Here is a 22,716-nt window from a genome sequence, read left to right as displayed (position 1 = left end):
TTGAAAAGGATGTGAGGCCAATTGATAAATAAATTGGCCTCCGTTAATTCAGTTTCAACTAGAATATAATAGTTTTGCAGCTTGATAAAAATAGATTGCCGCATGAAACTTTTATTATTCATAGGGTTTACCATCCTATTCTTTCATAATGCCAACGCTCAGTTGGTTAATATTGAGTCTCAACGTATGCAAAAGGACTCCGTTCGTTTTGCTTTGAAAAGTGATTTACTCTTTAATTATACGGATAACAATGGTGCCTATATTCTTGCAATTGGGTCAAATATTACGACACAGGTAAAATCAAAAGATCTGAATAAAATATTTTTTTTTATTGGCAACTATAATCTTATCCGGAGTAAGGATGAAGATTTTCAGAATTCTTATTTTTTCCATTTGCGGTACAACCATAAAATAACGGATTTCTTTAGACTGGAAAGTTTTATTCAAAATCAAAATAACACCTTACTTTCTATCCGAAACAGGAGTTTGGTAGGTGCCGGTGTTCGTTTAAAATTAGTTTCAGAAGATAATGCAAAACTCTATTTTGGAAACGCTTATATGTACGAAATAGAAATACAAAAAGATACAGAAGAGCAGTTCAATAACCATAGGAACAGTAGTTACCTTTCAGCAACGTACGCATTTCCAAAAACGAGATTGGATTTTACGGGCACAGTATATTTTCAGCCCTTATACCGCTACATAGCCAACCACCGAGTACTCAGCCAACTGAAAGCAGAAATGCCGTTAACGGGTCATTTAAGTATTTCTGCCTTATATAATTATTCTTACAGCAGTTTTTCGACTACTACCGAAAGTGATCGTTCATCCAACCTTAAACTAGGGCTTACATTTTCCCTTTAGTCAAAAAACTAGGCTAATAAAGCCTTACTCATAGCTTCACCAATTTTAAGAAGGTTGTTGCGTTCATCCTCAGTAAAATCGTAAGATACCGGTTTAGCTACACCCAAGGTTCCAAAAAGTTGTCCTTCTAGTAACATGGGTACGGCAATAGAACCTTCCACTTTAGTTTCTTTGGCTGCAGGACGCGCTACGCCAGAATCATCGGTCTGCAGGTTACACATTTCTACAGCTTCTTTACGTTCAGCGGCAATGCCTGCCATTCCTTTACCAATAGGAATAGTAGACAGCTTTGGTATTAAAAAAGGAGGAATTCCTTTGTGCGCCTGTATCTGTAACAATTTTGTTTCTTGATCTAAAAAATGAATGGTTCCGGTAGTACAATCAAAAACACTAATTACATTTTCTAAAACGTGTTGCCAATCTATATTGGGTTGCTTCAATTCGGATAAAATAGTGTCTATTCTCAATTCTTGCTTATCACTCATAATCTTGATATTAACTAAATTGATTGTTTATGTTTTTCTAAAACTTCCATATTTTACAGCAGTCTTTACCTACAAATTTACTAAAGTAAATCGTAGATAGTCCTTCCCTATTAAAATTGAAAAACTAAACATTTGTTAAAAAAGAATGAACGTTCATTTTTGTTTTTATCTTTGTACCAGAATTAGAAATCATGGCAGAATTAACAAAGAGCGAAATTAAAAGAAATGCATTGGTGAAAGCCACAATAGAGCTAGTAAACAATAGCGGGTTCCATGCAGCGCCTATGTCTAAGATTGCCAAAATGGCTAATGTGTCTCCTGCCACTATATATCTCTATTTTGAGAACAAGCAGGATTTGGTTAACCAAGTATATATAGAAGTAAAAGCTGCTTTCACCGAATATGCGTTTGCCACCTTTAATCCTAAAATGGGAGTTGAAGAAGGTTTTGAAATTATATGGAAGCGTATTGCAGACTTTAAATTAAAAGAATGCGAAGAGGCCATGTTTCTTGCACAGTGTGACAACACACCTATGATAGACGAACCCAGCAGACAAGAAGGCATTAAACACTTACAACCTTTATTGGATTTATGGGAACGTGGTAAAAAAGAAGGCATTATCAAACCCTTATCAGATTACATATTATATGCCTATGCAATTAACCCACTGTCGTTTTTAATGATAGCACAAAAGAGAGGCGGCTTTCAATTAAATGAAAGCCACTTAGAAGAAGCTTACCAGTCTGCATGGAGCAGTATAAAAAAATAAATACGATCATCTTAAATATAAAATAGAAATGGAATTACTTGATAAATTAAAATGGAGATACGCTACTAAAGCAATGAACGGTAAAACTGTACCACAAGAAAAAGTGGACATTATTTTAGAAGCCGCTCGCCTTGCTCCTACTTCTAGCGGATTACAGCCTTTTGAAATTATGGTTGTCACCAATCAAGAATTAAAGGAGAAAATTAAGCCTGTAGCTTGGAACCAATCTGTAGTAACAGATTGTTCTCACTTATTGGTTTTCGCTGCTTGGGATAATTATACTGAAGAGCGTATTAATAAAATGTTTGACCTAACTAATGAAATCCGTGGTTTTAAAAATGAAGGTTGGGAAAACTACAGACAACAATTATTGGGTATGTACCCACAGCGTGATCCAGAGGTAAACTATCAACATGCCGCTAGACAGGCATATATTGCCTTTGCAGAAGCCCTTACCGCTGCTGCTTTTGAAGGCGTAGATTCAACACCAATGGAAGGGTTTGATCCAGATGCTGTAGATGAAATTCTTGGTCTAAGAGCAAAAGGTTTACGTAGCTGTGTATTGTTGCCAATCGGCTACAGAAAAACAGATGAAGATTGGTTGGCAAATTTGGTTAAGGTGAGAAAAAGCACTGAAGACTTGGTAACCGTAATGGACTAATTACAAAAAGAATACTACTATGAAAACTATATTATTAAAAAACAGACCTAAGGGAAAACCTTCGGTCTCTGATTTCGAATTTGTAGAAAATGATTCGCCTTTAGATATTAAAGATGGTGAGTTGCTTTTAGAGACGACTTACGTTTCTGTAGACCCTTATTTGAGAGGAAGAATGAGCGATGCTAAGTCGTACGTGCCTCCTTTTGAATTGAACAAACCTGTTCATTCAGGTGTAGTGGCAAAAGTTATTGCATCTAAGCACAAGGAATTTAACAACGGCGACTACCTTGCCGGAATGCTTAATTGGAGTACCCAACAGGTTTCCAATGGTGAAGGTCTTACAAAAGTTGATGGTAAAAAAGCTCCCTTAAGTACTTATTTGGGGATTTTAGGAATGACCGGTTTAACCGCTTATTTAGGTCTTACTGAAATTGGTAAGCCTAAAAAAGGAGAAACTCTTGTGGTTTCTGGAGCGGCTGGTGCCGTAGGTAGTGTGGTTGGCCAAATAGGTAAAATATTGGGTCTTCGTGTTATTGGTATAGCGGGCAGCGATGAAAAAGTAGATATGCTAAAATCAAAATTCGGTTTTGATGAAGGCATTAATTACAATACTACGGAAGACATGACGGCCGCTATTGCAAAAGCAGCGCCAAACGGAGTTGATGTTTATTTTGATAACGTTGGCGGTCCTATTTCGGACGCGGTGTTGTTCAACATCAATCACTTTGCAAGGATGATTATCTGTGGCGCTATCTCTGTATACAACAATACAGAACTTCCTAAAAGTGTTAGCGTACAACCATTTTTGGTTAAGAATAGCGCGCTAATGCAAGGATTTATTGTTTCAAACTATAGCGAAAAATTTCCTGAAGCTATGAAACATTTATCCACTTGGTTGGCTGAAGGCAAATTAACCTATAGCGAAACCGTCGTTGAAGGATTTGAAAATATCCCTCAAGCTTTTATCGATTTATTCGATGGAAAAAACAAAGGAAAAATGATCGTTAAAATATAACGACCGAAGTAAAAATTAAAGAAAAGGAACTATGACGAATTTTGAATTTAAGAATCCTACCAAAATTATATTTGGGAAAAATACAATCAAAAAAATAACTGAAGAGATACCTTCTGACGCTAAGGTATTAATGCTTTACGGTGGTGGAAGTATTAAAAAAAATGGTGTATACGACCAAGTAAAGGCGGCTTTGGCCAATGCCAATGTGGTTGAGTTTGGTGGCATACCTGCCAACCCGGAATACGCTGTTCTTATGGATGCCCTAAAGGTAATTAAGGAAGAGAATATTACATATCTATTAGCTGTTGGTGGTGGTTCGGTCATTGACGGAACTAAATTCTTATCTGCTGCTGCAGTTTATGAAGGTGATGAACCATGGGACTTCGTGCAAAAAAGAGAGCCAATTAAAAAAGGAATGCCTTTTGGAACGGTTTTAACTTTACCTGCAACAGGTTCTGAAATGAACTCGGGAACGGTTATCTCTAGAAAAGAAACTCAAGAGAAGTTAGCTTTTGGAGGTCCTGCCCTATTCCCACAATTTTCGGTATTGGATCCACAGGTAATTACCTCTATTCCAGAAAGACAGTTAGTAAATGGAATTACGGATGCGTTTACACACGTTCTTGAACAATATATAACGTACCCAGCAGGCGGACTTTTACAAGACCGTTTTGCGGAAGGTATTCTACAGACCCTTATAGAAATTGCTCCTAGAGTAATTAAAGACCCTAGTGATTATGAGGCTGCAGCCAACTTTATGTGGAGCTGTACTATGGCACTAAACGGACTTATTCAACAAGGTGTTCCTGGAGACTGGGCTGTACATATGATGGGCCACGAGCTTACGGCAATGTACGGAATTGATCACGCAAGAACTTTGGCAGTAGTGGCTCCAAGTCATTACAAATATAACTTTGAGGCGAAGAAAGAAAAATTGGCTCAATACGGAGAGCGTGTTTGGAACATTACCGAAGGAAGTGTTGATGATAAAGCGTATGCTGCTATTGAAAAAACGGAAGCTTTCTTTAAAGAGTTAGGTATTGACACCAAATTGTCTGACTACACTTCTAAGTATGAAGGTACCGCTGAGAAAATTGCACAACGTTTTACCGATCGTGGTTGGAAAGGTCTTGGCGAACGCCAAGCTTTAACACCTCAGGATGCTGAGAAGATTGTAAAAATGGCATATTAATAATAATTGAAAAACTTAAAAAAGATGAAAATATTATTCGTTTTAACCTCTCATGATAAATTGGGAGACACAGGTAAAAAAACTGGATTTTGGGTAGAAGAATTCGCAAATCCATATTATACATTATTGGACAAAGGTGCTGATATTACTTTAGCTACACCAAAAGGTGGCGCTGCACCAATTGACCCTAGTAGTAATACTCCAGATGCAAGTACTGCAGATACAGAGCGTTTTGAAAAAGACGCTGTAGCTCAGGAAAAAATCAAAAATACCAAAGTATTGGCTGATATGAACGCCGATGATTTTGATGCGGTTTTCTATCCTGGTGGTCACGGACCTTTATGGGATTTGGCGAACGATGCTAATTCTATAGCATTGATTGAAAAGTTCAACGAACAGAAAAAACCTATTGCTTTTGTATGTCACGCGCCTGCTGCTTTAAAAAGCGTAAAAGGACAAGACGGAGAATTCTTGGTGAAAGGTAAAAAAGTAACCGGATTCACAAATACAGAAGAAGATGCAGTTCAACTTACGGATGTAGTTCCTTTCTTAGTAGAGAATGCATTGAAAGAAAATGGAGGTATCTACTCCAAAGGTGAGGATTGGGCTGCCTACGCTTTACAAGATGGCAACTTAATTACAGGACAAAATCCTGCATCATCTGAGTTAGTAGCCGAGAAACTTTTGGCTAGTTTAAACTAATTGCATATCCCCCAATTAGTAAGAAAGCTTACCGGTATCCGGTAAGCTTTTTTTGTTTTATATATTTCTCTTGGAGTTATTGCAACCCTACTTAACTATGGTCGCTTCCAATTCAATTTTTAGAGTTTCAAATAAGCCTTTCACTTCAATGACCGTACTTGCCTGTTGCACGTTATTCTCCTTTGTCCAATTTTGAAACACATCAAAGCATCTAAAAAACTCTTCGGTAGATGTCGTGTAAACGTTTAACCTAACTATATTTCTACATTCATAACCGGCTTCTTCTATAACCTTTTCTAGATTTTCAATTGCCTTTATCAACTGCGGCTTCATATCCTCCGTGCTAGATTTTCCATCTGCATCAATTGCAGTCTGGCCAGATATATGGAGTGTTCCTTGTGTATTGGTCACTTCAACAGCTTGTACATAACTCCTTTCATTTTGCCATTTCCATGGATTAACTATTCTTTTTTTCATTTGATCTTGATGTTGTGCGGAAACCGACGTAACGGTCACTAACGCGAATACTAAAATTCCTTTTTTATTGGTCACCTATTTAATTATTAGGTGCTTTACAAAGATTTAAACTTCGGTACTCACTATGGTGTGACAAACATCACAATTATGAAAAAAAAAATTAGAAACCTCGAGGTAAGTCCACGAGACATAAAAAGAAATACACTTTGATTATGAGGCAAGCCTTTAAGCATTTAATCTCGATTATTGAGTAAAATGTTTAATGGGATAGTCTATAGTCTACTGAGTGTTTCGCGGGATACGCCCAAGTAGGAAGCCAAAAGCATTTTAGGAACTCGTTGAAATAGTATTGGATATTGTTCCAACAGTTGTTCATACCTTTCCTTGGCACTTGAAATTAAAAAAGATAAAATTCTTCTTTGGGAAGCTATATGACCTGCATTGGATTTCTTCAAAAAGAAATATTCCATTTTAGGAAAGTCCGCGGCCAGTTTGTTATAATTATTTAAACTAATGCTTAGCACATGAGTTTCCTCAATACATTGCAATGACATCTGAGCCTTTGTTTGGGTAAAAAAAGCGGCAAAATCACTTTCCCACCAATTTTCCATAGCAAAAGATACAATATGTTGTTTTCCATCTAGACCATTATAAACCAATTTTAAAAGTCCGGATATAACAAAATAGCAATGGTTTACGGTTTCTCCTTGCTGAATAATAAAATCATTCTTGCCATAGGCTTCTTTTGAGAAATGAGACAGGACAAAGGCATATTCGTCATCACTTAAAGGAACTACTTCCTCAATATGTTTTCTAAGCCGATCACCCATTTTGAATAACGTTTTGTTTTATGCTTCTTTTGAACTGAAAATTTACGAACTTTTATAAATAGATTTCCGAAAAATCAGAACGCCAAAAAATATGAGGTCTCTAGAAGTTCTATTCAATACTGCACAACTATATTTTACTAACTCTATTTTTTTTAAACCATACAACAATAATGAATAAGGAAAGAAGTTTTCAACTAACGTCATCACCAGTAATAATCAAGGAGCAAGACTTTTAGCTAACAAAATCGTTTTTACATCTTACGTTGCCATATTATAAAAAACTACTCCATCAAACCGTACCAAAAAAAATCTATAATTATGAAATATTTGCTTAACCTAAAATGTCTTTTAATTGTACCAATGGTAATACTTGCTACTTCTTGTTCATCGGAGTCAGATACAATTCTAATTGATGATAGTGAATCAAATGAGCTATCTAATAGATCAGTTGAACTATCTAGTGCAGAGAACATTCAGATTTTTCCATCAAATCATCCATTAAATAAAGAGGTTACCAATAGCCCTGTAGACCCACATTCAGATATCATACTAGAAAATATAGGTTTAAATTCTGGGCTTTTTCCTGATTTTGGTAGTGGTTTGTACAATGATGCTCCAATTGGCATACCTTATGTTGTAGTTGATGGTAGCCAAGAAAATGTGCCTATTTCTTTTAGTGAAAACGGTTATCCTTCAGAAAGCGATAAGGGGCCTTTTCCTATTCCCCTAGATGCTCCAATTGAAGGTAATGGAAAAGGAGATAGTCATGTTATTTCTGTAGATATAGAAAATGGTATGTTGTATGAATTATTTTATTCAAAACAAGTTGGTACTGGTTTTGAAGTGGCAAGTGCTGCTGTCTTTGATTTAAATGCAAACACCTTTAGGCCAGATGGATGGACATCAGCAGATGCGGCAGGTTTACCAATTTTCCCATTACTAGTTAGGTATAGTGAAATTGAAAAAGGAGAAATAGACCACCCCATTAGGCTCACCATTCCTAGATCTAAAATCTATGAGGGGTATATACATCCGGCACGTCATTTAGTTTCTGGCAATACAAACGATGAATTATTACCTTTTGGTGCTGTTTTAAGACTAAAATCGACATTTGATACCAGTGATTTTTCTGAAACAAATAAAATAATTCTTCAAGCCATGAAAAAATACGGGTTGATACTAGCAGATGTTGGGTCAAATATGTTCATATCCGGTGCACCAGATGAAAACTGGGATAATGACGACCTTAGAGCGTTAAAACAAGTTACCCTAAACAATTTTGAAGTCATCCAAATGGGCGAAATAACAACGAAGTAAACTACCTCGGGACAAGTCCATGAAGCATTAAAAAGGATACATTTTGATTTCGAGACAAGCCTCGGAGCATTTAATCTCGATTATCGAGTAAAACTTTGGAGTGTTCACAACTAAACCACCTTACATTTCTAGTGTAAGGTGGTTTATTATTAAATATCAATCTCTATTTCACGTTGAAGCAACCCTACTCCTCCAGCCATCAAGCCCATTATCTCATCTTTTTCAATCTGTAGATTTACTACAATTAAGCTAGGCGAAGGTACTTTCATATATTTTCCTTGTTGGATTTTAAAACTGCTCTGCTCTATTTTCAAAACGTCAAACAGATAACTGGCAAGCGGCCCGGCAGCCATTCCTGTTCCTGCTTCTTCTTCAATTCCATAACTGGGTGCGAACATTCTTGAAGTAGCATCATATGCTGTACTTTCCATATCCGTGGAAAATACATAATAGCCTATCAAATCAAATTCCTTACTGACTTCAGTTATTAGTTTTAAATCTGGAACTATGCTTTTTAGTATCTCTTTGCTCTTTACCGGAATTAGTATAAATGAGTTTCCCGTGTTCACTAATTGGATTGGAGCATTCAGTACAAGGTCAGTCTTGCTTAACCCCAAGGATTTTAGAATATCACTTTCTTTATGACTAACATCTAAATATTTTGGAGCCAATTGTTCCATAAAAGCCAAGTCTCCTATCATCTTAATTTTCCGGCTTCCATCAATGGTTTCTTTGGAAGATCTATCGCTTTTTAAGGCCCCTATTTGTTTTAAATATGAAAACGTAGCTACGGTGGCGTGGCCACAATGGGCTATTTGTTTGTTAGGCGTAAAGAAGTCCAACTTAAAATCTTCTGTCTTGGATTTCGAAACGAATGAGGTTTCAGAAAAACCTACTTTTCTAGCTATTTCTAATTTGTTTTTTGCAGTGAGTTCATCTGCATTGAGCACTACTCCTGCGGGGTTTCCTCCTTTTCCGTTTTCGGCAAAGGCATTAAGAATCTGTACTGTTACTTTCTTTTTTGAAGTGTTCATTGTATCTATGTATTGGGTTACAACTTATAGACGGAATGAAAAGGAAAAAGACGTAGCTAATCTTCATTCTTTTCAAAATCGATTATTTTTCCAGAACTATCGGAGACAACATTAGGGCAGTCCAATATATTATCTTTCAAAATTTCTCGGGCTTTTTGAACTCTTGATTTTGTTCCGGAATAAGAGATTTTTAGATGTTTAGCGAGTTCCTTTTGAGAATAGTTTTTAAAGGATGTTAAAACAATTGCTTCCTTATGTTCTGCGGAAAGACTATCTATTTTTGAATTGATGCAATTGGATAAATTCGCATATTCAAAATTGTCGCGTGCTGTTTCCGGAATATCCAAATCACCTATGGCTATGTTTTGATTCTTCGCTTTGCGGAAGTAATCAATAATGGTGTTCCTAGTAATTGTATACACCCAAGAAGTAATTTTTGAAGAATGTTTTAGTTGATAAATCTTAGTTTCAATCTTTAAGAAAACTTCTTGATGAATATCTTTAGCCGTTTGTTCATCTTTAACCTTACCCAAAATAAACTTGTACAGTTCTTCATTTAGGTCAATCCATATGGCTTGTGTATCTAGCTTCAAACTAAAAAGATTTGAACAGGACTTTTGATTTTTAAATCAATAGTCCCGCAATTTCACCTAAAAATAAGAAATCTAATTACATCTGCCCTATTGTGTCTTCTGAGGTTTATTGATTTGATTGCCTTTCATCTTATACAAGTGATACACGTGAATAATACAGAAGACCACTCCTGCAATAATCAATGGTGCGGATTCTAAGAAAAACCCATAAATAATATAGAAAAAACTAGAAATTAGGTGCCATATTCTAAATGCCCCCATTTCTTTTTTTGTAGCTGCGAAGAAGCCCGTCGCAATTGCAATATATCCTAGTATTTCAGCAAACAGATTCATTTCAAATTTAAATGTTTTAAGGTTCTTTCTTTATAACTTTTTTCGCTTATTCGTAATTCTATCTCTTTTAACTCTTCAATAAAATGAGGACTATTTTCCATCAAATCTTCGGTGGTCTTTGCGCCCGCATTCCAATGTTCCCGAAAAACGGGAAGCTGTTTTAATGATTTTTCGGACAACTCCAATAATTGTTTGCGTAAATCATTATCATCCGTTCTAGAATTCACGTACCCCTTCTTCTTCATTTTATTTATGATTTTCACACAAGCGGGATGCGACATTCTTAATTCTTTTGATATGTCCGTTATGGTCATAGACTCATATTTCTCTAACAACAGAAAAATTAAGTGCCAATTGGGTTCAATATCCAATCCCATGGTCTTATAGTAATCTCTGGTACTATATAGTATCTCATCACTCAACCGTTTTATTCTACTGTTTAATCCTGCAAATTCAATCTCTGTTAAAAAATCATTCATTCCATTATACGTAACTGGTTACGTAAATATAATAATTTAATTGTAACTGGTTACGTAAACGTGAAAAATCGATACTTTGCACTACCGATATATTTTGGAGTCAACTTGTAAGCAAAAAAGATTAAAAATTAAGTTGCAATGAAATTAACACTAAATTACATTTATACCCTATAGCTAAGGATTGTACTGACTTTATAAGAATAGACAGCGCTGCTAAAAAATGCCAATCACCTTAAAAATACTTTTAGCTCCTAATAGTATAGCGAGAATAATAATACCACTTCCCAAAATATTCTGTAGCACCGTATTCTTGTAGTTACCCATAACAGCCACTCTATTCACCACCCAAAGCAAAAAAATTGCAATTACTGGTAACAGGATGCCATTCGCTATTTGAGCAAATTTTATAATTTCTATGGGTTTAATACCTAAGGACATAAAAACAACTCCGATGACTACAATAACCATCCAAACCATTTTAAATTTAATATGATTCATTCCAACATTCCAACCAAAACAACTATTTGCTACATAGGCTGCTGCCAATGGGGCTGTAATAGACGAGGTTATTCCAGCCGCAAAAAGCCCAATCCCCATAAAATATTTAGCAGCATTGCCATAAAGCGGCTCCAAACCCTTGGCTAAATCCATCACGCTTTTTACTTCACCGCTTTGAATTGTTGTTGCGGCAATGATAATGGACATAGATACTAATCCTCCAACTGCAATTGATATGTAGGTATCTTTTTTAACTGCTTTTAAATCATTGGGCGATTTCCATTTTTCACTTACCAAAGAAGCGTGTAAAAACAAGTTGTAAGGAACTACAGTGGTACCCACCAAAGCTATAATCGTTAATATACTTTCCTTAGGAACAGATGGCACAAACACTCCTTTTAATACAGCTAAAATATCGGGCTTAGTGATTATGGCCGTAAGTAAAAAAGAAAGACTCATAACAAGTACTAAAGAAACCAATACTTTTTCTAGCACTTTATAATCCCCTATATAGAGTAAAACAAATGCAGAAAAGCCAACTACCCAAGGATAAAAAGGTATGAACCGCTCTCCAAAAATGGCTTCCAGTCCTAATGATGCCCCTCCTATATTACCGGCTTCATAAGCAGTATTACCAATAACGATGGCACTTAGAACAATGGTGATGACCGTATTTCTTACCCAAGGCGTCTTTAATTCTTGCTTAATAACAGCTGCCAAGCCTTTTTGGGTGACGATGCCCAAACGAGCCGACATTTCTTGCAAAATAATGGTGGAGATTACGGAAAGAAGCATAGCCCACAAAAGTGCATAGCCAAACTCAACTCCAGCCAACGTGCAGGCGGTAACCGTGCCCGGACCTATAAATGCTGCCGCTACCAATACCCCTGGACCTACTTTTTTAAACATAGTTTTTTATTACGGTCTTACGCTATACCCTTCTGTAATTCTAAAAAATACAGATTAATTTAAAATGATGTTTTTTTTATACAAAAATTTAAATATAAGGATATTTACTATCAAGCAAACGTACAAGCACTACGCTTCTATATAACTAAAAAAAGAGGGTGTTGGTTTTGAAACCAGCACCCTCTTTTTTTAAGTACAAATTTTAAGCTATACTTCCGCTACTAACTTCTTTTTCAATATTCTATTCAGCACCATATCTTTATCTAATTTCTTGGTACAGAAAAACCAATCCTTACAATCAATATCATCATCTTGCATTCTATCTTGAGCTGTACCACAAGAACCTGCGGGACCAACAATAACATCGTCGCCAGGGCGCCAATCAGCAGGAGTTGCCACATCAAATTCATCGGCTGCCTGTAAAGCAATTATTACCCTGTATAATTCGTCAAAATTTCTTCCTAAACTTAAAGGATAGTAAATCATAGTTCTAATAATTCCTTTAGGGTCTATGAAAAATACTGCCCTTACTGCCTTTGTGGTATCTTCATTGGGCTGTATCATACCGTACTTCTTAGCTACATTCATGCTAATGTCCTCAATCAAAGGAAAGGTAACTTCAATATTTTTCATTCCCTTGTACTCTATTTTTTCCTTTATAGTACGTAGCCACGCTATATGGCTGTACAAACCGTCTATAGAAAGTCCTACAAGCTTACAATTTGCCTCATTAAATTTATCTTCCATGGAGGCGAAAGTCATAAATTCAGAAGTGCAAACCGGTGTAAAGTCGGCAGGGTGGCTAAAAAGAATAACCCAACTCCCTTTATAATCCGCAGGAAAATTGATATCTCCTTGTGTTGTTACCGCTTTAAATTCTGGTGCAGCATCTCCTATTCTTGGCATGCTGATGGTCTCATATTCTTGATTTTGTTCCATTACGTTTATGTTTATAATTAATAATGGTACGAAGGTATTTCACAATCAAAGTCTCCACAGTTACCTTGGTTACAAAGAGTGATTTAATTTTCTTGCGGAAGTATACTAATAGCATGGAACTAATTTTTTACTTCTCTATTGAGGAAGTAAAATTCTCAAATTTCTTTAGCCATTCGGTACATGCCCCTCATAGATTCATACATATATTCCGAATCAAAACTAAAACTACTCACCTTCTTAAAACCTAACTTCTCATAAAACCGAAGTGCCTGATGTTGTGTATCCATAACTTCTAGCCATAAAATTGATTTCTCCGTGTTTCTGTATACCTGCTCAATCCAAAGGATAAGCGTTTTGCCAATACCTTTACCTTGCAGAGACTGGCCTAAATAAATACGTTGTAGTTTGGTTCCATTAACAGTATGGGCAGTAGGCAAAGATTCATTTAAAAGTACTTTTAAAATTCCCGCTTTTTCATTTTTATAGGTGATGAAAAAATATTCGGAATTTAGCTGACCAAGCTCCCTACCTAAATTCTCTTTAGCGTATATACTGCTTATATACGAAGCTCCCTTGTCCGGCCACAAATGTGCATAAGCAGGCGGATATATTTTACACATTAAATCATATAGCTCTTGATATTCAGCTATGGTGATAGGCTCCAAATATAGATCTGTTGTTAACTTATGCATTTGAATAGTCCTGTTCTAGGTTGCTAAACGCCCTTGTATTAAATCTTTTTTGCGCTAGCGTAAGCATCTTGGTTTTGCCGAATAACCCTCTTAATTTTTTGATGTTTTACCCAAAATAAACTTATACAGTTCTTCATTGAGGTCTTACCAAATTATATTGATTTCAGTTTTCGTTTTTTAATCCGAACGCAAGTATCAACACTCGTTATTCCGTATAATTTATACTTTTCAAAATAAAGTCTACAATAGGCTTAGGGTCCTTCAAACTATGAGGATGGTGACCAACTCCTTCTTTTTTGATGAGTTTCATGGTGCCTCCTGCTTTTTCAAAATTCTCTTTGAGCAATGCCGTATTTTCTTCAAAAGGAACAACAACATCCGCATCTCCATAAACGTGAATTACAGGAATACCTGCTTTTGCAACATTTATGCCCGTATGAATAGGAATACCCTCAAAACTTTTAACCGAAACCGAGTCCAGTCCGTACGCAGCCAAACAAAGTTTCCACGCTTTAGGATTTCCCTCGCCGCTGAACATTCCTCCTGGCCAACTTTTAATATCACATACGGGTGCATCTGCATAAATACTGAAAATCTTATCCGTGTTTTGTGACGCCCAATTATAAATAATTAAACCTCCACGGCTCAATCCTTCTAATACCACTTTCTGATTAAGTCCGTATTCCGAAACACAAAATTTATAAAAGTCATTCCATAATTGCACTGCTTCATCGTTCCCGAATAAGTTGGCAACGTCTACATACAACACATGAAATCCTTTTTCCAAAAGAGCTTTATCTACTTGTGGCTCAGCACCCCAAAAGCGTGCTCTCCAAATCCAATAATTATTTGAGTTCGCTTTGTTCGGAAAAACTACCTTGGCATCATGTCCTTGAAATAAAAATTCTTTTACCTCGTATTCCGGAAAAACGGAATCCTGTGCAAAGGCAGAAATAGAAATAAAAAGGGTTAACAAAATAAGAATGTGGTTTGTACTTTGTTTCATTTGGTTTAGTTTGATGGATAAATCTACTGGTGTGTATTACTCTTTTGTTTTATTTAAATTGATTTCAAAAAAGCAAACATCTGCGTTATGATAGTGAGATGGTAAATCTGAAGTATTATTTAATTTCTTCATGCCCAAGAAATCAAAACCACAACTTTTATAATGATTGATCAGTTTATCGTTCTTGCCACAAGTATCCATTCTAATGTATTGTTTGTTTTCCTTTGCGGTAAAGTCTTTCGACCAAGCTACAATGGCTTGTACAAAATTCTTTCCTCTATACTCAGGATTGGTGGCTATACGATGAATAAAGACAGATGAGCCATTATCTTTCTCTTCCCAGATTTATGGATCACCATAGGTTATGGCCCAAACACAAGCTATGTTATCGTCAATTAAGAGCTTAAATTGTCGGTTTTCAACAACTTCTGTTGTTATAGAGTCTTTTTCAAATTCAGGCCACTGGTTATCGGGGAATTTTACTTTTTGAAAATCCGTAGCCAATTTATACAGCCTAAATATTTCTGGAATATCATTGAGAGTGCTTGTGGTTATTTTCATATTTGAATGGAATTTTGGCTTACAGGATGTATGAAGATGTTAACTTTTAGCAGTGAGTCTTTCCTTATTATTTCAAACCATTTTCTAAACATTTTTTTCCCTTAACTTTCTTAGTTTTCTCTTAGTTCTATTGTCACAATTGAGCCTAACAGTTACTCCAGAATTTTCTAGAGAAAATAATATTTTTGAAATTTCCATAAAACTATTATCCAGAAGCACGTTGTATTTTTTTCCAGAATTGGTGAAGATTTTCATACTAGTCAACAGCTTACGCCCTTGTAAAAAGTCAACTTCTCTTATTTCTCCATAATTAATTCTCCTTCGACTATTTTTATTCTGTCCAAAAGGTTTGCTGATTTCAACAATATTTTCGTAGAGTATTAGCTCCCATGAAAATATACGTTGTAAAAAGTGGAAGACAACTACAACCAATGGGATTCCAATAAAAATAAACTTGATCACAAGAGGTACCTCCAACTCATAAGTGAGTATTATAAATCCAAATATAATAGCTGCCATAAAAACCAGTAACCCAATGGGAAACAATAAATTTTGCTTTACTATATGTTTTGGATTACTTCTCAAATCGATTAGAATTGTTGAGCTATATTAGCACGTACAATAAACTTTTAATTAACCATCTACTCTAAACTAGCCACTTGGCTTTCCCCATCATCATAACTCAAACGATAAATAGCATCACCAAAATCATCGGAAATTAAAAGCGAACCATCTTTAAGTAGCAGTATGTCTACTGGTCTACCAAAAGCTTCTTGGCTTTCCTGATCTAACCAACCTTCTATAAAAGTTTCATAAGACACGGCTTCGTTATTCTCTATTTTCACCAAAGAAATTTTATACCCAGACTTTTTAGAACGGTTCCATGAACCATGCTCCGCAATAAAGGCATACTGCTTATATTTTTCCGGAAACATATCTCCTGTATAAAACTTCATTCCCAAAGGAGCCACATGCGCATCTAAGGTTTGAACAGGCGCTACAAAATCCGAACATGGGCGTTGGCTACCAAATTCAGGATCCGGAATAGTCCCACCATGGCAAAATGGAAAGCCAAAATGTTGGCCAGCTTCCGTAACTCGGTTTAACTCACAAGGAGGAATATCATCACCCATCATATCTCTACCGTTATCCGTAAAATACATTTCTTTGGTCTCTGGGTGCCAATCAAAACCTACGGTATTACGAACTCCCCTTGCATAAACCTCACGATTGCTTCCGTCTGGGTCCATACGGGAAATCGTAGCAAAACGCTCATCTACTGCAGTAGAATCGCAAATATTACAAGGTGCACCTACGGGTACATATAATTTATCATCAGGACCAAAAGCTATGTACTTCCACCCATGATGAAACGGCTCTGGAAAATCATTATAAATTACTGTTCGCTCTGGTACGCTATCTAAATTCGCTTCAATATTATCATATCTAAAAAGCTTGCTTACATCTGCCACATAAAGTGATCCATTTCTAAAAGCTAAACCGTTAGGCGACTCTAATGTGGTATCAAGTTCAATTACTCTATCCGCTTTAAAATCTTTATCGCGATCCTGAATGGCATAAATTTTCTTTTCATTTCTTGTTCCCACGAACAAAGTACCATCATCCCCCATGGCCATGGAACGAGCGCCATCAATACTATCCGCAAAAACCTCAATTTTAAATCCGTTTGGTAATTTCAATCGGTCTATGGGCAATTTAGATTCTGGTTCATCATAGGTAACCATCGGTTCCTTTTCTTCAACCTTTTGCTTCTTTTCATTACAGGCGGTAAAACCCACAAATGTCATAACAATCAAAAATGTCTTTAATGTAAAATTTTTCATCTGTTTATTTTGTTAGAGATATTGTTTTAAATTTTTCTTGAAGAATTCTGCACTGTCCGCTATACTTTTCATAGAATTTTGGGCAAAGTTGCTTCCTTGTTCTATATAATAATACTGTAAAGCGTCTTGATCTATATTGGATAACATGGCGGCATAGTTAATAGACCCGTTACCCAACTCCGTATAATCTTGGGTAACTTTATCCATATCTTTTATATGCCACATCACGTAGCGCCCAGGCTGTTCCGTTATAAGTTCCTGTGGTGTTTTTTTTGAGGAGTGCATTACCCAATACATATCCATCTGTAGTTTTACCAATTTGGGGTCGGTCTCTTGTAGAATGATATCATAACCAATTTGACCATTGTGGTCCGTAAATTCAAAATCATGGTTGTGATAGGCAAAACCAAGTCCAGCGGAATTTACGTGCTCTGCCATCCAATTGAGTTTGCCGCTAAGCACCTTATAGTTTTCAATGGTTCGGAATTCAGGTGCCAACCAAGGCCAAGTAATATAAGGTTTGTTCAGCATATGAGCTCCTTCTATACAGGCATCCAAGTATTTTTTAAGCTCATCCTCTGGCTTATCAAAGTATGACGAGAAATCATAATGACCACTGGTAGTCGTAAGATTAAGGTCATCTAGAATCTGTTTGAATTCTTTTGCTTTATAACCGTAATAGCCAATGTTCTCTGGGTCAAAACCGTAAATTTCTAAATCTTGATAGCCCATTGCTTTTGCCTTTTTAAGGCTACCCAACGGGTCCGTTTTCATGGCATCACGAATGGTGAAAAGCTGCAATCCCATTTTAAACTTTGGTTTGTTCTCTAAAGTAAAACCAGTTACCGGCAGTAAGGTTGCCACCGAAGCCAAACTACTCTGTTTTATAAAATCTCTTCTATGCATATATGCTAACTGAAGTTTTAAAATTGGACAAAAAAAAGGGCTTACTTAAAAGCAAACCCTAATATATTACAATCTTTTGGTACGAACGAAAATATCCACAATTTATGAAACGGAATCTATAGCCTCTCCAATTAAAGTTTCACCTTCCAAAATCTCAAAAGTGGCATTCTTCACGGCATCATCATGCAATGCACGGACTAATGTCTGCGCTACATCATCTCTGCTAATAGAGCCAGAATTCCCTAAACTAGATGCCGCTTTTATTTTCCCTGTTCCCTTATCATTCGTCAAAGAACCTGGACGCACTATGGCGTAGGTTAGATTACTATCTTTTAGATGGACATCTGCATTATGTTTGGCCTTCAAGTAATCCTTTAAGTCGCTGGCCTGTTCTGGGTTGTCAGCTCCCATAGAGCTTAACATTACAAATTTCTTTAAATGACCGGATTTTGCTGCATCTACCATTTTTTTAGCTCCTTCCTGGTCTACTTCTTTAACTTTCTTTCCGCCAGAACCAGCTGCAAAAATTACCTTATCTATATTTTTTACGGTATGCGCTATATCTTCTTCCAAATCACCCATAACAGTGGTGATATTATCTTTTTCAAATTGTTCCTTTTGAGATTCTTTACGAACCATTGCTATAGGAGTGAAATATTGAGATTGATTTAAAAGTGTTACTATTTTTTTTCCTGTGGTACCATTTGCACCAGCTACTAATACATTTTCCATTTCATCATTTTTTAGTTACCACAAATTTAAGACACACTGCCCTTTTACCTTGATGCAGAATAATTCATTTTTAACCCAGAAGCATATTAATGAATGATCTATAACCACAGAACACTTAGGTTTTAAGCATAAGTCTTTACTACCTTTGCATCATAAATTTTTTTAATGGCCCATCAACATTTTAAAATGTACAAACCCTTTGGACTCATCAGTCAAATGGGCTCCAATAACAAAAAGGAAAAACGTTCCAAGCGTTTTATAAGTGAGCTGTACCCTTTTGAAGATGACGTTATGGCCATAGGCCGATTGGATTTAAAATCCGAAGGGCTCCTTTTAATGACTACCGATGGAAAACTAAGCGATACGGTTAACCGCTCGGGAATTGAAAAAGAATATTACGCCCAATTAGATGGTGTCATTACCCCCGAAGCCATAGAAAAATTACAAAAAGGAGTGGAAATTGGTATTGAAGGAAAAAAGTATTTGACCAAACCTTGCCAAGCTAAACTGATAAGCGAGGAGCCTGATTTCCCAAAACCCCATCATTTACTGCGCGTGGGTTCACATAGACCAAATTCTTGGTTGTCCGTTACTTTAACGGAAGGTAGATTTAGACAAGTGAGAAAGATGACTGCAGTAGTAGGTTTTCCTACCTTACGATTGGTACGGGTACGAATAGGAACGGTGACGCTTCAAGGAATGAATCCTTCTGATGTGGTTGATTTTCCGAATTTACCTGCGGAATTGAATTTGAAAGAATAGGTAAATCGTATTTACTCTGTCAGTTTACTAATAGGTAGTAGCTCTACTTTACGAAACTCCACCTCAGAGCCTTCTGCCTGTAATGCAATTTGCCCGGTTTGCGCGGTAGCATCATAACCATGATTTACTAAGTCACCATTTACCCAAACCTTTATTTCATTTTTCAGGCACTCAATAGTCATATGGTTCCAATCGCCCACAGGCTTTTCTGAACCATCTGTTAGATTAAGTATTCTGCGTTTTTTACCTTCGGTAATACCCCATTCTTCTTTGGGTCCGCGGCGTTCTGCCATATCATCTACGGTAATATCCTCAACAATGCACCAAAAGTCCCCAGCATTTTCATGCATCATTTGGACTTCAATGGATTTTGGAAACAATTTGTAAAGCGAACGTGGAGTTGAAGCAAAAACCAAAACACCACAATTGCCAGGTTCACCCGCAAAACGGTATTCTACATCCAAACGAAAGTCTTCGTAGGAGGCATCTGTAATAATATGGCCTGCTGGTGTGCCTAAGCTAACCAACATGCCATTTCTTATAATAAAGGGATTTCTTGCATCCGTGCTGTCCATTGCCGGAACATCTATATGCCAACCATTTAAGCCCTTACCATTAAACAAACTTTTAGCAGTTGGTTTACAAGAACTTAGAACGATTAACGCAAGTGAAAAAACTAAAATGAATTTTTTCATAGATGCAGAAAACGGACAAATGCTATGTCCTATTTAATTTCATACCATTCGAAAATTGAATAGCAGTAGTCTTACTATATTTTCTTGACACGAACGGCATTCATGCCCTTCATACCTTTTTCTAGCTCAAAAGAAACTTTATCGTTCTCGTTAATTTCATCGATAAGGCCACTTACGTGAACAAAGTATTTTTCTTGATTCTCAGAATCGATAATAAAACCGAAACCTTTAGAGAAATCAAAATAAGATACTTTACCATTACGAACTGGATCAAATTCTTCTTGATCACCTTCTTCTTTCTTAGGAATTCCCAAAACAATATCTTCAGCATCAATCTGAACCTTTTGTGAAGGATCCGGTGGCGTATCTACAAGGTTACCGTTAAAGTCAACATAGGCGAAAGGAATTCCTTCGTCATTTTCTTTTGAAGCGACTTTACGTGCATTTTTTTTCTTTTGTTTCTCTTCACGTTTTTTCAAACGTTTCTTCTCTTTTTCAGTCTTATTATAGGTTTGCTGCGATTTAGCCATGCGCTATTTTTCTTGTTTTAAAATTAGGAGGATAAGGTAAGAAATTATTTTGATTTTATTTGCATTTTAATCTCTAGAAATCCCAGAAAAACAGAAGACATAGATAATCCTATTAACAACTTATAATAATCTAATTATCAGCACCTTAATGAGATTAATTTAAGGAGGATACCATGTCGTTTAATTCCTTTTTATTGAGTAATTTCGTATATTTCATAAATTAAGAGCACAAAGAAGTCATATTTTGAAATTGAAATGTAAAAAGATGCATGTTGATTAGTTTTGAAAAGCTCTTTTTATGTTTGCTCAACTTTCAATTTTTTTATAGCTATAAATAACTTTATTCACCTTTATTACTATCTTTCGGCCGAGTCATATCGTTCTCCTACAGGTGAATAAAACTTTATATTTTGAAAAAGCACTATAATATCCTCGCGTTAGTTGGCCTATTATTCTTAGGCTATGCTTGTTCTGGTGATAGCAATGAATATGAATCCGTACCCAATCCGGATGAAGAAACCGCTACTCCCCAGCCAGAACCAGAACCCACCGATATCATAGAGGTAAATGCAATACCAGCATCTCCACAAAGACTTGGCGATGCCACTAAAGGATATGAATTTTTGATTACCGGAAATTATATGAGTTCCGGTGTGCCTTACGATGCGTTTGTACAAGGTACCGGAGAAGACAACACAAACCTACTGGAGCGTACAGGAGACAATGCCAATATTGCTTATGAATACACAGCGGTTACGGCAGCAAATGGTGTTAGAATCGTATCGCCCAATTGTATGTCTTGCCATGCAAGCTTTATAAACGATGAGTTTATTGTAGGCTTAGGTAATCATGCAGCCGATTTCACTATAAACAGAGCCGAGAACATTGGTTTGGTCAGCGCCGGTGTTTCCTTACTATACGGGGGACGAGAAAGTGACGAATGGAAAGCTTATGATCAGTTTAGAAAGAGCATAGAAGCCATTGGTCCTAAAACACTTACTGAAACCCGAGGTGCTAATCCTGCCGATAAAATCACCAGGGTTTTAGCCGCCCACAGAGATAAGAATACGCTAGAATGGACAGATTCACCTTATGTAAACGTAAGTGAAGAAGTTATTCCTACAGATGTACCTGCCTGGTGGTTATTAAAGAAAAAAAACGCTCTTTTTTATCACGGTATAGGACGTAAAGATTTTTGTAAATCGTTCATTGGGTCTGCATTATTAACCCTGGATGACCAAACAAAAGCAGAAGAATTAGATCCAAAAATGCCAGATGTACTAGCCTATATCTATGACATAGAAACCCCTGCCTACCCTTTTGAAATTGATGCCGATTTAGCAGCTGAAGGCAAACCTGTTTTTGAAGATAATTGTGTGAAATGCCATGGCTCTTATGGCGAGAATGAAGAATTTCCAAACCTTCTTGTGGCACTTAAAACAATTGGTACGGACGCTGCGCTCTCTAACCTTTACACCACACCGTCTGATGTAAATGACTACTTTCTAGATTGGTTTAATACCGGTTGGTTTGGAACAGGGTCTGCCGGTTTGGAATTTAATGCCGAGGGTGGATATATTGCTCCTCCACTTAATGGTGTTTGGGCAACCGCACCTTACTTTCATAATGGTTCCGTAGCTACTATTGCCGAAGTGTTGGATAGCTCTAAACGACCCACATACTGGAGCAGAAGTTTTAATAGTACCGATTATGACAAAGAAAATTTAGGTTGGAATTATACCGAAGAAGTTTCCAAAATAGATAAAGAAACCTATGACACCACTTTAAAGGGATATGGAAACGGCGGACATACTTTTGGTGATAAATTAACTGACCAACAACGTTTGGCTTTATTAGAATATGTAAAAACGCTCTAGTGTTTCTTGCCCT

The 22,716-nt window shown here is 36.5% G+C and carries 28 protein-coding genes; 9 read left to right on the top strand and 19 right to left on the bottom strand.

Translation table 11 applies throughout. The annotated features are described in order from the left end of the window. Window positions 1–102 precede the first annotated feature (102 nt). The gene (locus IWB64_RS15585; protein ID WP_194534885.1) at window positions 103–864 is read left to right on the top strand and encodes a DUF481 domain-containing protein; all 762 of its coding nucleotides are present in this window, start codon (window positions 103–105) and stop codon (window positions 862–864) included. 8 nt (window positions 865–872) lie between these two features. On the opposite strand, the gene IWB64_RS15580 is transcribed toward IWB64_RS15585, so the two are convergent. Beyond that, window positions 873–1,349: a GAF domain-containing protein gene (locus IWB64_RS15580; RefSeq protein ID WP_194534884.1), complete on the bottom strand. Its 477-nt coding sequence runs from the start codon at window positions 1,347–1,349 to the stop codon at window positions 873–875. A gap of 191 nt (window positions 1,350–1,540) precedes the next feature. Between IWB64_RS15580 and IWB64_RS15575 the strand changes: the two genes are divergently transcribed. The 5 genes from IWB64_RS15575 to IWB64_RS15555 are packed head-to-tail and all read left to right on the top strand — an operon-like array spanning window position 1,541 to window position 5,689. After that, window positions 1,541–2,119 (top strand): TetR/AcrR family transcriptional regulator, encoded by a 579-nt coding sequence (locus tag IWB64_RS15575; RefSeq protein WP_194534883.1) that lies wholly within the window; start codon window positions 1,541–1,543, stop codon window positions 2,117–2,119. Window positions 2,120–2,147: 28 nt separating this feature from the next. Then, on the top strand, window positions 2,148–2,780 hold the full coding sequence (locus IWB64_RS15570) for a nitroreductase family protein (protein ID WP_194534882.1): 633 nt from the start codon (window positions 2,148–2,150) through the stop codon (window positions 2,778–2,780). A 19-nt stretch (window positions 2,781–2,799) separates the two neighbouring features. Next, window positions 2,800–3,795, top strand: coding sequence for an NADP-dependent oxidoreductase (locus IWB64_RS15565; RefSeq protein ID WP_194534881.1), 996 nt, complete (start codon window positions 2,800–2,802; stop codon window positions 3,793–3,795). A gap of 31 nt (window positions 3,796–3,826) precedes the next feature. After that, the gene (locus IWB64_RS15560) at window positions 3,827–4,987 is read left to right on the top strand and encodes an iron-containing alcohol dehydrogenase (protein WP_194534880.1); all 1,161 of its coding nucleotides are present in this window, start codon (window positions 3,827–3,829) and stop codon (window positions 4,985–4,987) included. Between the two features lie 24 nt (window positions 4,988–5,011). Continuing rightward, entirely contained in the window at window positions 5,012–5,689 is a 678-nt protein-coding gene (locus IWB64_RS15555) for a type 1 glutamine amidotransferase domain-containing protein (protein WP_194534879.1), read from the top strand. A gap of 87 nt (window positions 5,690–5,776) precedes the next feature. Here the strand turns inward: IWB64_RS15555 and IWB64_RS15550 are convergent, their stop codons facing one another. Further along, window positions 5,777–6,166, bottom strand: coding sequence for a RidA family protein (locus IWB64_RS15550; RefSeq protein WP_194534878.1), 390 nt, complete (start codon window positions 6,164–6,166; stop codon window positions 5,777–5,779). A gap of 272 nt (window positions 6,167–6,438) precedes the next feature. Further along, window positions 6,439–6,996: a Crp/Fnr family transcriptional regulator gene (locus tag IWB64_RS15545; RefSeq protein WP_194534877.1), complete on the bottom strand. Its 558-nt coding sequence runs from the start codon at window positions 6,994–6,996 to the stop codon at window positions 6,439–6,441. A gap of 318 nt (window positions 6,997–7,314) precedes the next feature. Between IWB64_RS15545 and IWB64_RS15540 the strand changes: the two genes are divergently transcribed. Further along, window positions 7,315–8,313 carry a hypothetical protein gene (locus IWB64_RS15540; protein WP_226975911.1) on the top strand — a complete coding sequence of 333 codons (999 nt, stop codon included), beginning with the start codon at window positions 7,315–7,317 and terminating at the stop codon, window positions 8,311–8,313. 149 nt (window positions 8,314–8,462) lie between these two features. Here IWB64_RS15540 and IWB64_RS15535 read toward each other — a convergent pair whose 3' ends face one another. From IWB64_RS15535 to IWB64_RS15475, 14 genes are all read right to left on the bottom strand, one after another. Next, window positions 8,463–9,347 (bottom strand): PhzF family phenazine biosynthesis protein, encoded by an 885-nt coding sequence (locus IWB64_RS15535; RefSeq protein WP_194534876.1) that lies wholly within the window; start codon window positions 9,345–9,347, stop codon window positions 8,463–8,465. Between the two features lie 56 nt (window positions 9,348–9,403). Further along, entirely contained in the window at window positions 9,404–9,940 is a 537-nt protein-coding gene (locus tag IWB64_RS15530; RefSeq protein ID WP_194534875.1) for a sigma-70 family RNA polymerase sigma factor, read from the bottom strand. An 87-nt stretch (window positions 9,941–10,027) separates the two neighbouring features. After that, window positions 10,028–10,273 carry a YgjV family protein gene (locus tag IWB64_RS15525; RefSeq protein WP_194534874.1) on the bottom strand — a complete coding sequence of 82 codons (246 nt, stop codon included), beginning with the start codon at window positions 10,271–10,273 and terminating at the stop codon, window positions 10,028–10,030. Beyond that, window positions 10,270–10,752, bottom strand: a complete 483-nt coding sequence (locus IWB64_RS15520; RefSeq protein ID WP_194534873.1) for a MarR family winged helix-turn-helix transcriptional regulator — start codon at window positions 10,750–10,752, stop codon at window positions 10,270–10,272. Before IWB64_RS15520 ends, IWB64_RS15525 begins: the two co-directional genes overlap by 4 nt. A 213-nt stretch (window positions 10,753–10,965) precedes the next feature. Continuing rightward, window positions 10,966–12,159: an Nramp family divalent metal transporter gene (locus IWB64_RS15515; protein ID WP_194534872.1), complete on the bottom strand. Its 1,194-nt coding sequence runs from the start codon at window positions 12,157–12,159 to the stop codon at window positions 10,966–10,968. Window positions 12,160–12,366: 207 nt separating this feature from the next. After that, window positions 12,367–13,098 carry a peroxiredoxin gene (locus IWB64_RS15510; protein WP_194534871.1) on the bottom strand — a complete coding sequence of 244 codons (732 nt, stop codon included), beginning with the start codon at window positions 13,096–13,098 and terminating at the stop codon, window positions 12,367–12,369. 155 nt (window positions 13,099–13,253) lie between these two features. Further along, window positions 13,254–13,790, bottom strand: coding sequence for a GNAT family N-acetyltransferase (locus IWB64_RS15505; protein ID WP_194534870.1), 537 nt, complete (start codon window positions 13,788–13,790; stop codon window positions 13,254–13,256). Window positions 13,791–13,995: 205 nt separating this feature from the next. After that, window positions 13,996–14,796, bottom strand: a complete 801-nt coding sequence (locus IWB64_RS15500; RefSeq protein ID WP_194534869.1) for an alpha/beta fold hydrolase — start codon at window positions 14,794–14,796, stop codon at window positions 13,996–13,998. Between the two features lie 36 nt (window positions 14,797–14,832). Beyond that, the gene (locus IWB64_RS20600; protein WP_317172001.1) at window positions 14,833–15,141 is read right to left on the bottom strand and encodes a GNAT family N-acetyltransferase; all 309 of its coding nucleotides are present in this window, start codon (window positions 15,139–15,141) and stop codon (window positions 14,833–14,835) included. Further along, the gene (locus IWB64_RS20595) at window positions 15,142–15,357 is read right to left on the bottom strand and encodes a hypothetical protein (RefSeq protein ID WP_317171985.1); all 216 of its coding nucleotides are present in this window, start codon (window positions 15,355–15,357) and stop codon (window positions 15,142–15,144) included. A gap of 84 nt (window positions 15,358–15,441) precedes the next feature. Next, window positions 15,442–15,876, bottom strand: coding sequence for a YdbT family protein (locus IWB64_RS15490; protein ID WP_194534868.1), 435 nt, complete (start codon window positions 15,874–15,876; stop codon window positions 15,442–15,444). Between the two features lie 122 nt (window positions 15,877–15,998). Next, window positions 15,999–17,201 carry a PQQ-dependent sugar dehydrogenase gene (locus IWB64_RS15485; RefSeq protein WP_194534867.1) on the bottom strand — a complete coding sequence of 401 codons (1,203 nt, stop codon included), beginning with the start codon at window positions 17,199–17,201 and terminating at the stop codon, window positions 15,999–16,001. 12 nt (window positions 17,202–17,213) lie between these two features. Continuing rightward, on the bottom strand, window positions 17,214–18,107 hold the full coding sequence (locus IWB64_RS15480) for a sugar phosphate isomerase/epimerase family protein (RefSeq protein WP_194534866.1): 894 nt from the start codon (window positions 18,105–18,107) through the stop codon (window positions 17,214–17,216). Between the two features lie 102 nt (window positions 18,108–18,209). Beyond that, window positions 18,210–18,839 carry an SDR family oxidoreductase gene (locus tag IWB64_RS15475; RefSeq protein WP_194534865.1) on the bottom strand — a complete coding sequence of 210 codons (630 nt, stop codon included), beginning with the start codon at window positions 18,837–18,839 and terminating at the stop codon, window positions 18,210–18,212. A 165-nt stretch (window positions 18,840–19,004) separates the two neighbouring features. On the opposite strand from IWB64_RS15475, the gene IWB64_RS15470 reads away from it, so the two are divergent. Continuing rightward, window positions 19,005–19,601, top strand: coding sequence for a pseudouridine synthase (locus IWB64_RS15470; protein WP_194534864.1), 597 nt, complete (start codon window positions 19,005–19,007; stop codon window positions 19,599–19,601). 11 nt (window positions 19,602–19,612) lie between these two features. Here IWB64_RS15470 and IWB64_RS15465 read toward each other — a convergent pair whose 3' ends face one another. Continuing rightward, entirely contained in the window at window positions 19,613–20,296 is a 684-nt protein-coding gene (locus IWB64_RS15465) for a 3-keto-disaccharide hydrolase (RefSeq protein ID WP_194534863.1), read from the bottom strand. A 74-nt stretch (window positions 20,297–20,370) separates the two neighbouring features. Further along, the gene (locus IWB64_RS15460) at window positions 20,371–20,826 is read right to left on the bottom strand and encodes a cold-shock protein (protein WP_194534862.1); all 456 of its coding nucleotides are present in this window, start codon (window positions 20,824–20,826) and stop codon (window positions 20,371–20,373) included. Window positions 20,827–21,236: 410 nt separating this feature from the next. Between IWB64_RS15460 and IWB64_RS15455 the strand changes: the two genes are divergently transcribed. Continuing rightward, window positions 21,237–22,703, top strand: a complete 1,467-nt coding sequence (locus IWB64_RS15455; protein WP_194534861.1) for a c-type cytochrome — start codon at window positions 21,237–21,239, stop codon at window positions 22,701–22,703. Window positions 22,704–22,716 lie beyond the last annotated feature (13 nt).

The organism is Zobellia nedashkovskayae (assembly GCF_015330125.1).
Lineage (GTDB): Bacteria > Bacteroidota > Bacteroidia > Flavobacteriales > Flavobacteriaceae > Zobellia > Zobellia nedashkovskayae.
This window is presented reverse-complemented; position numbering and strand designations above follow the sequence as displayed.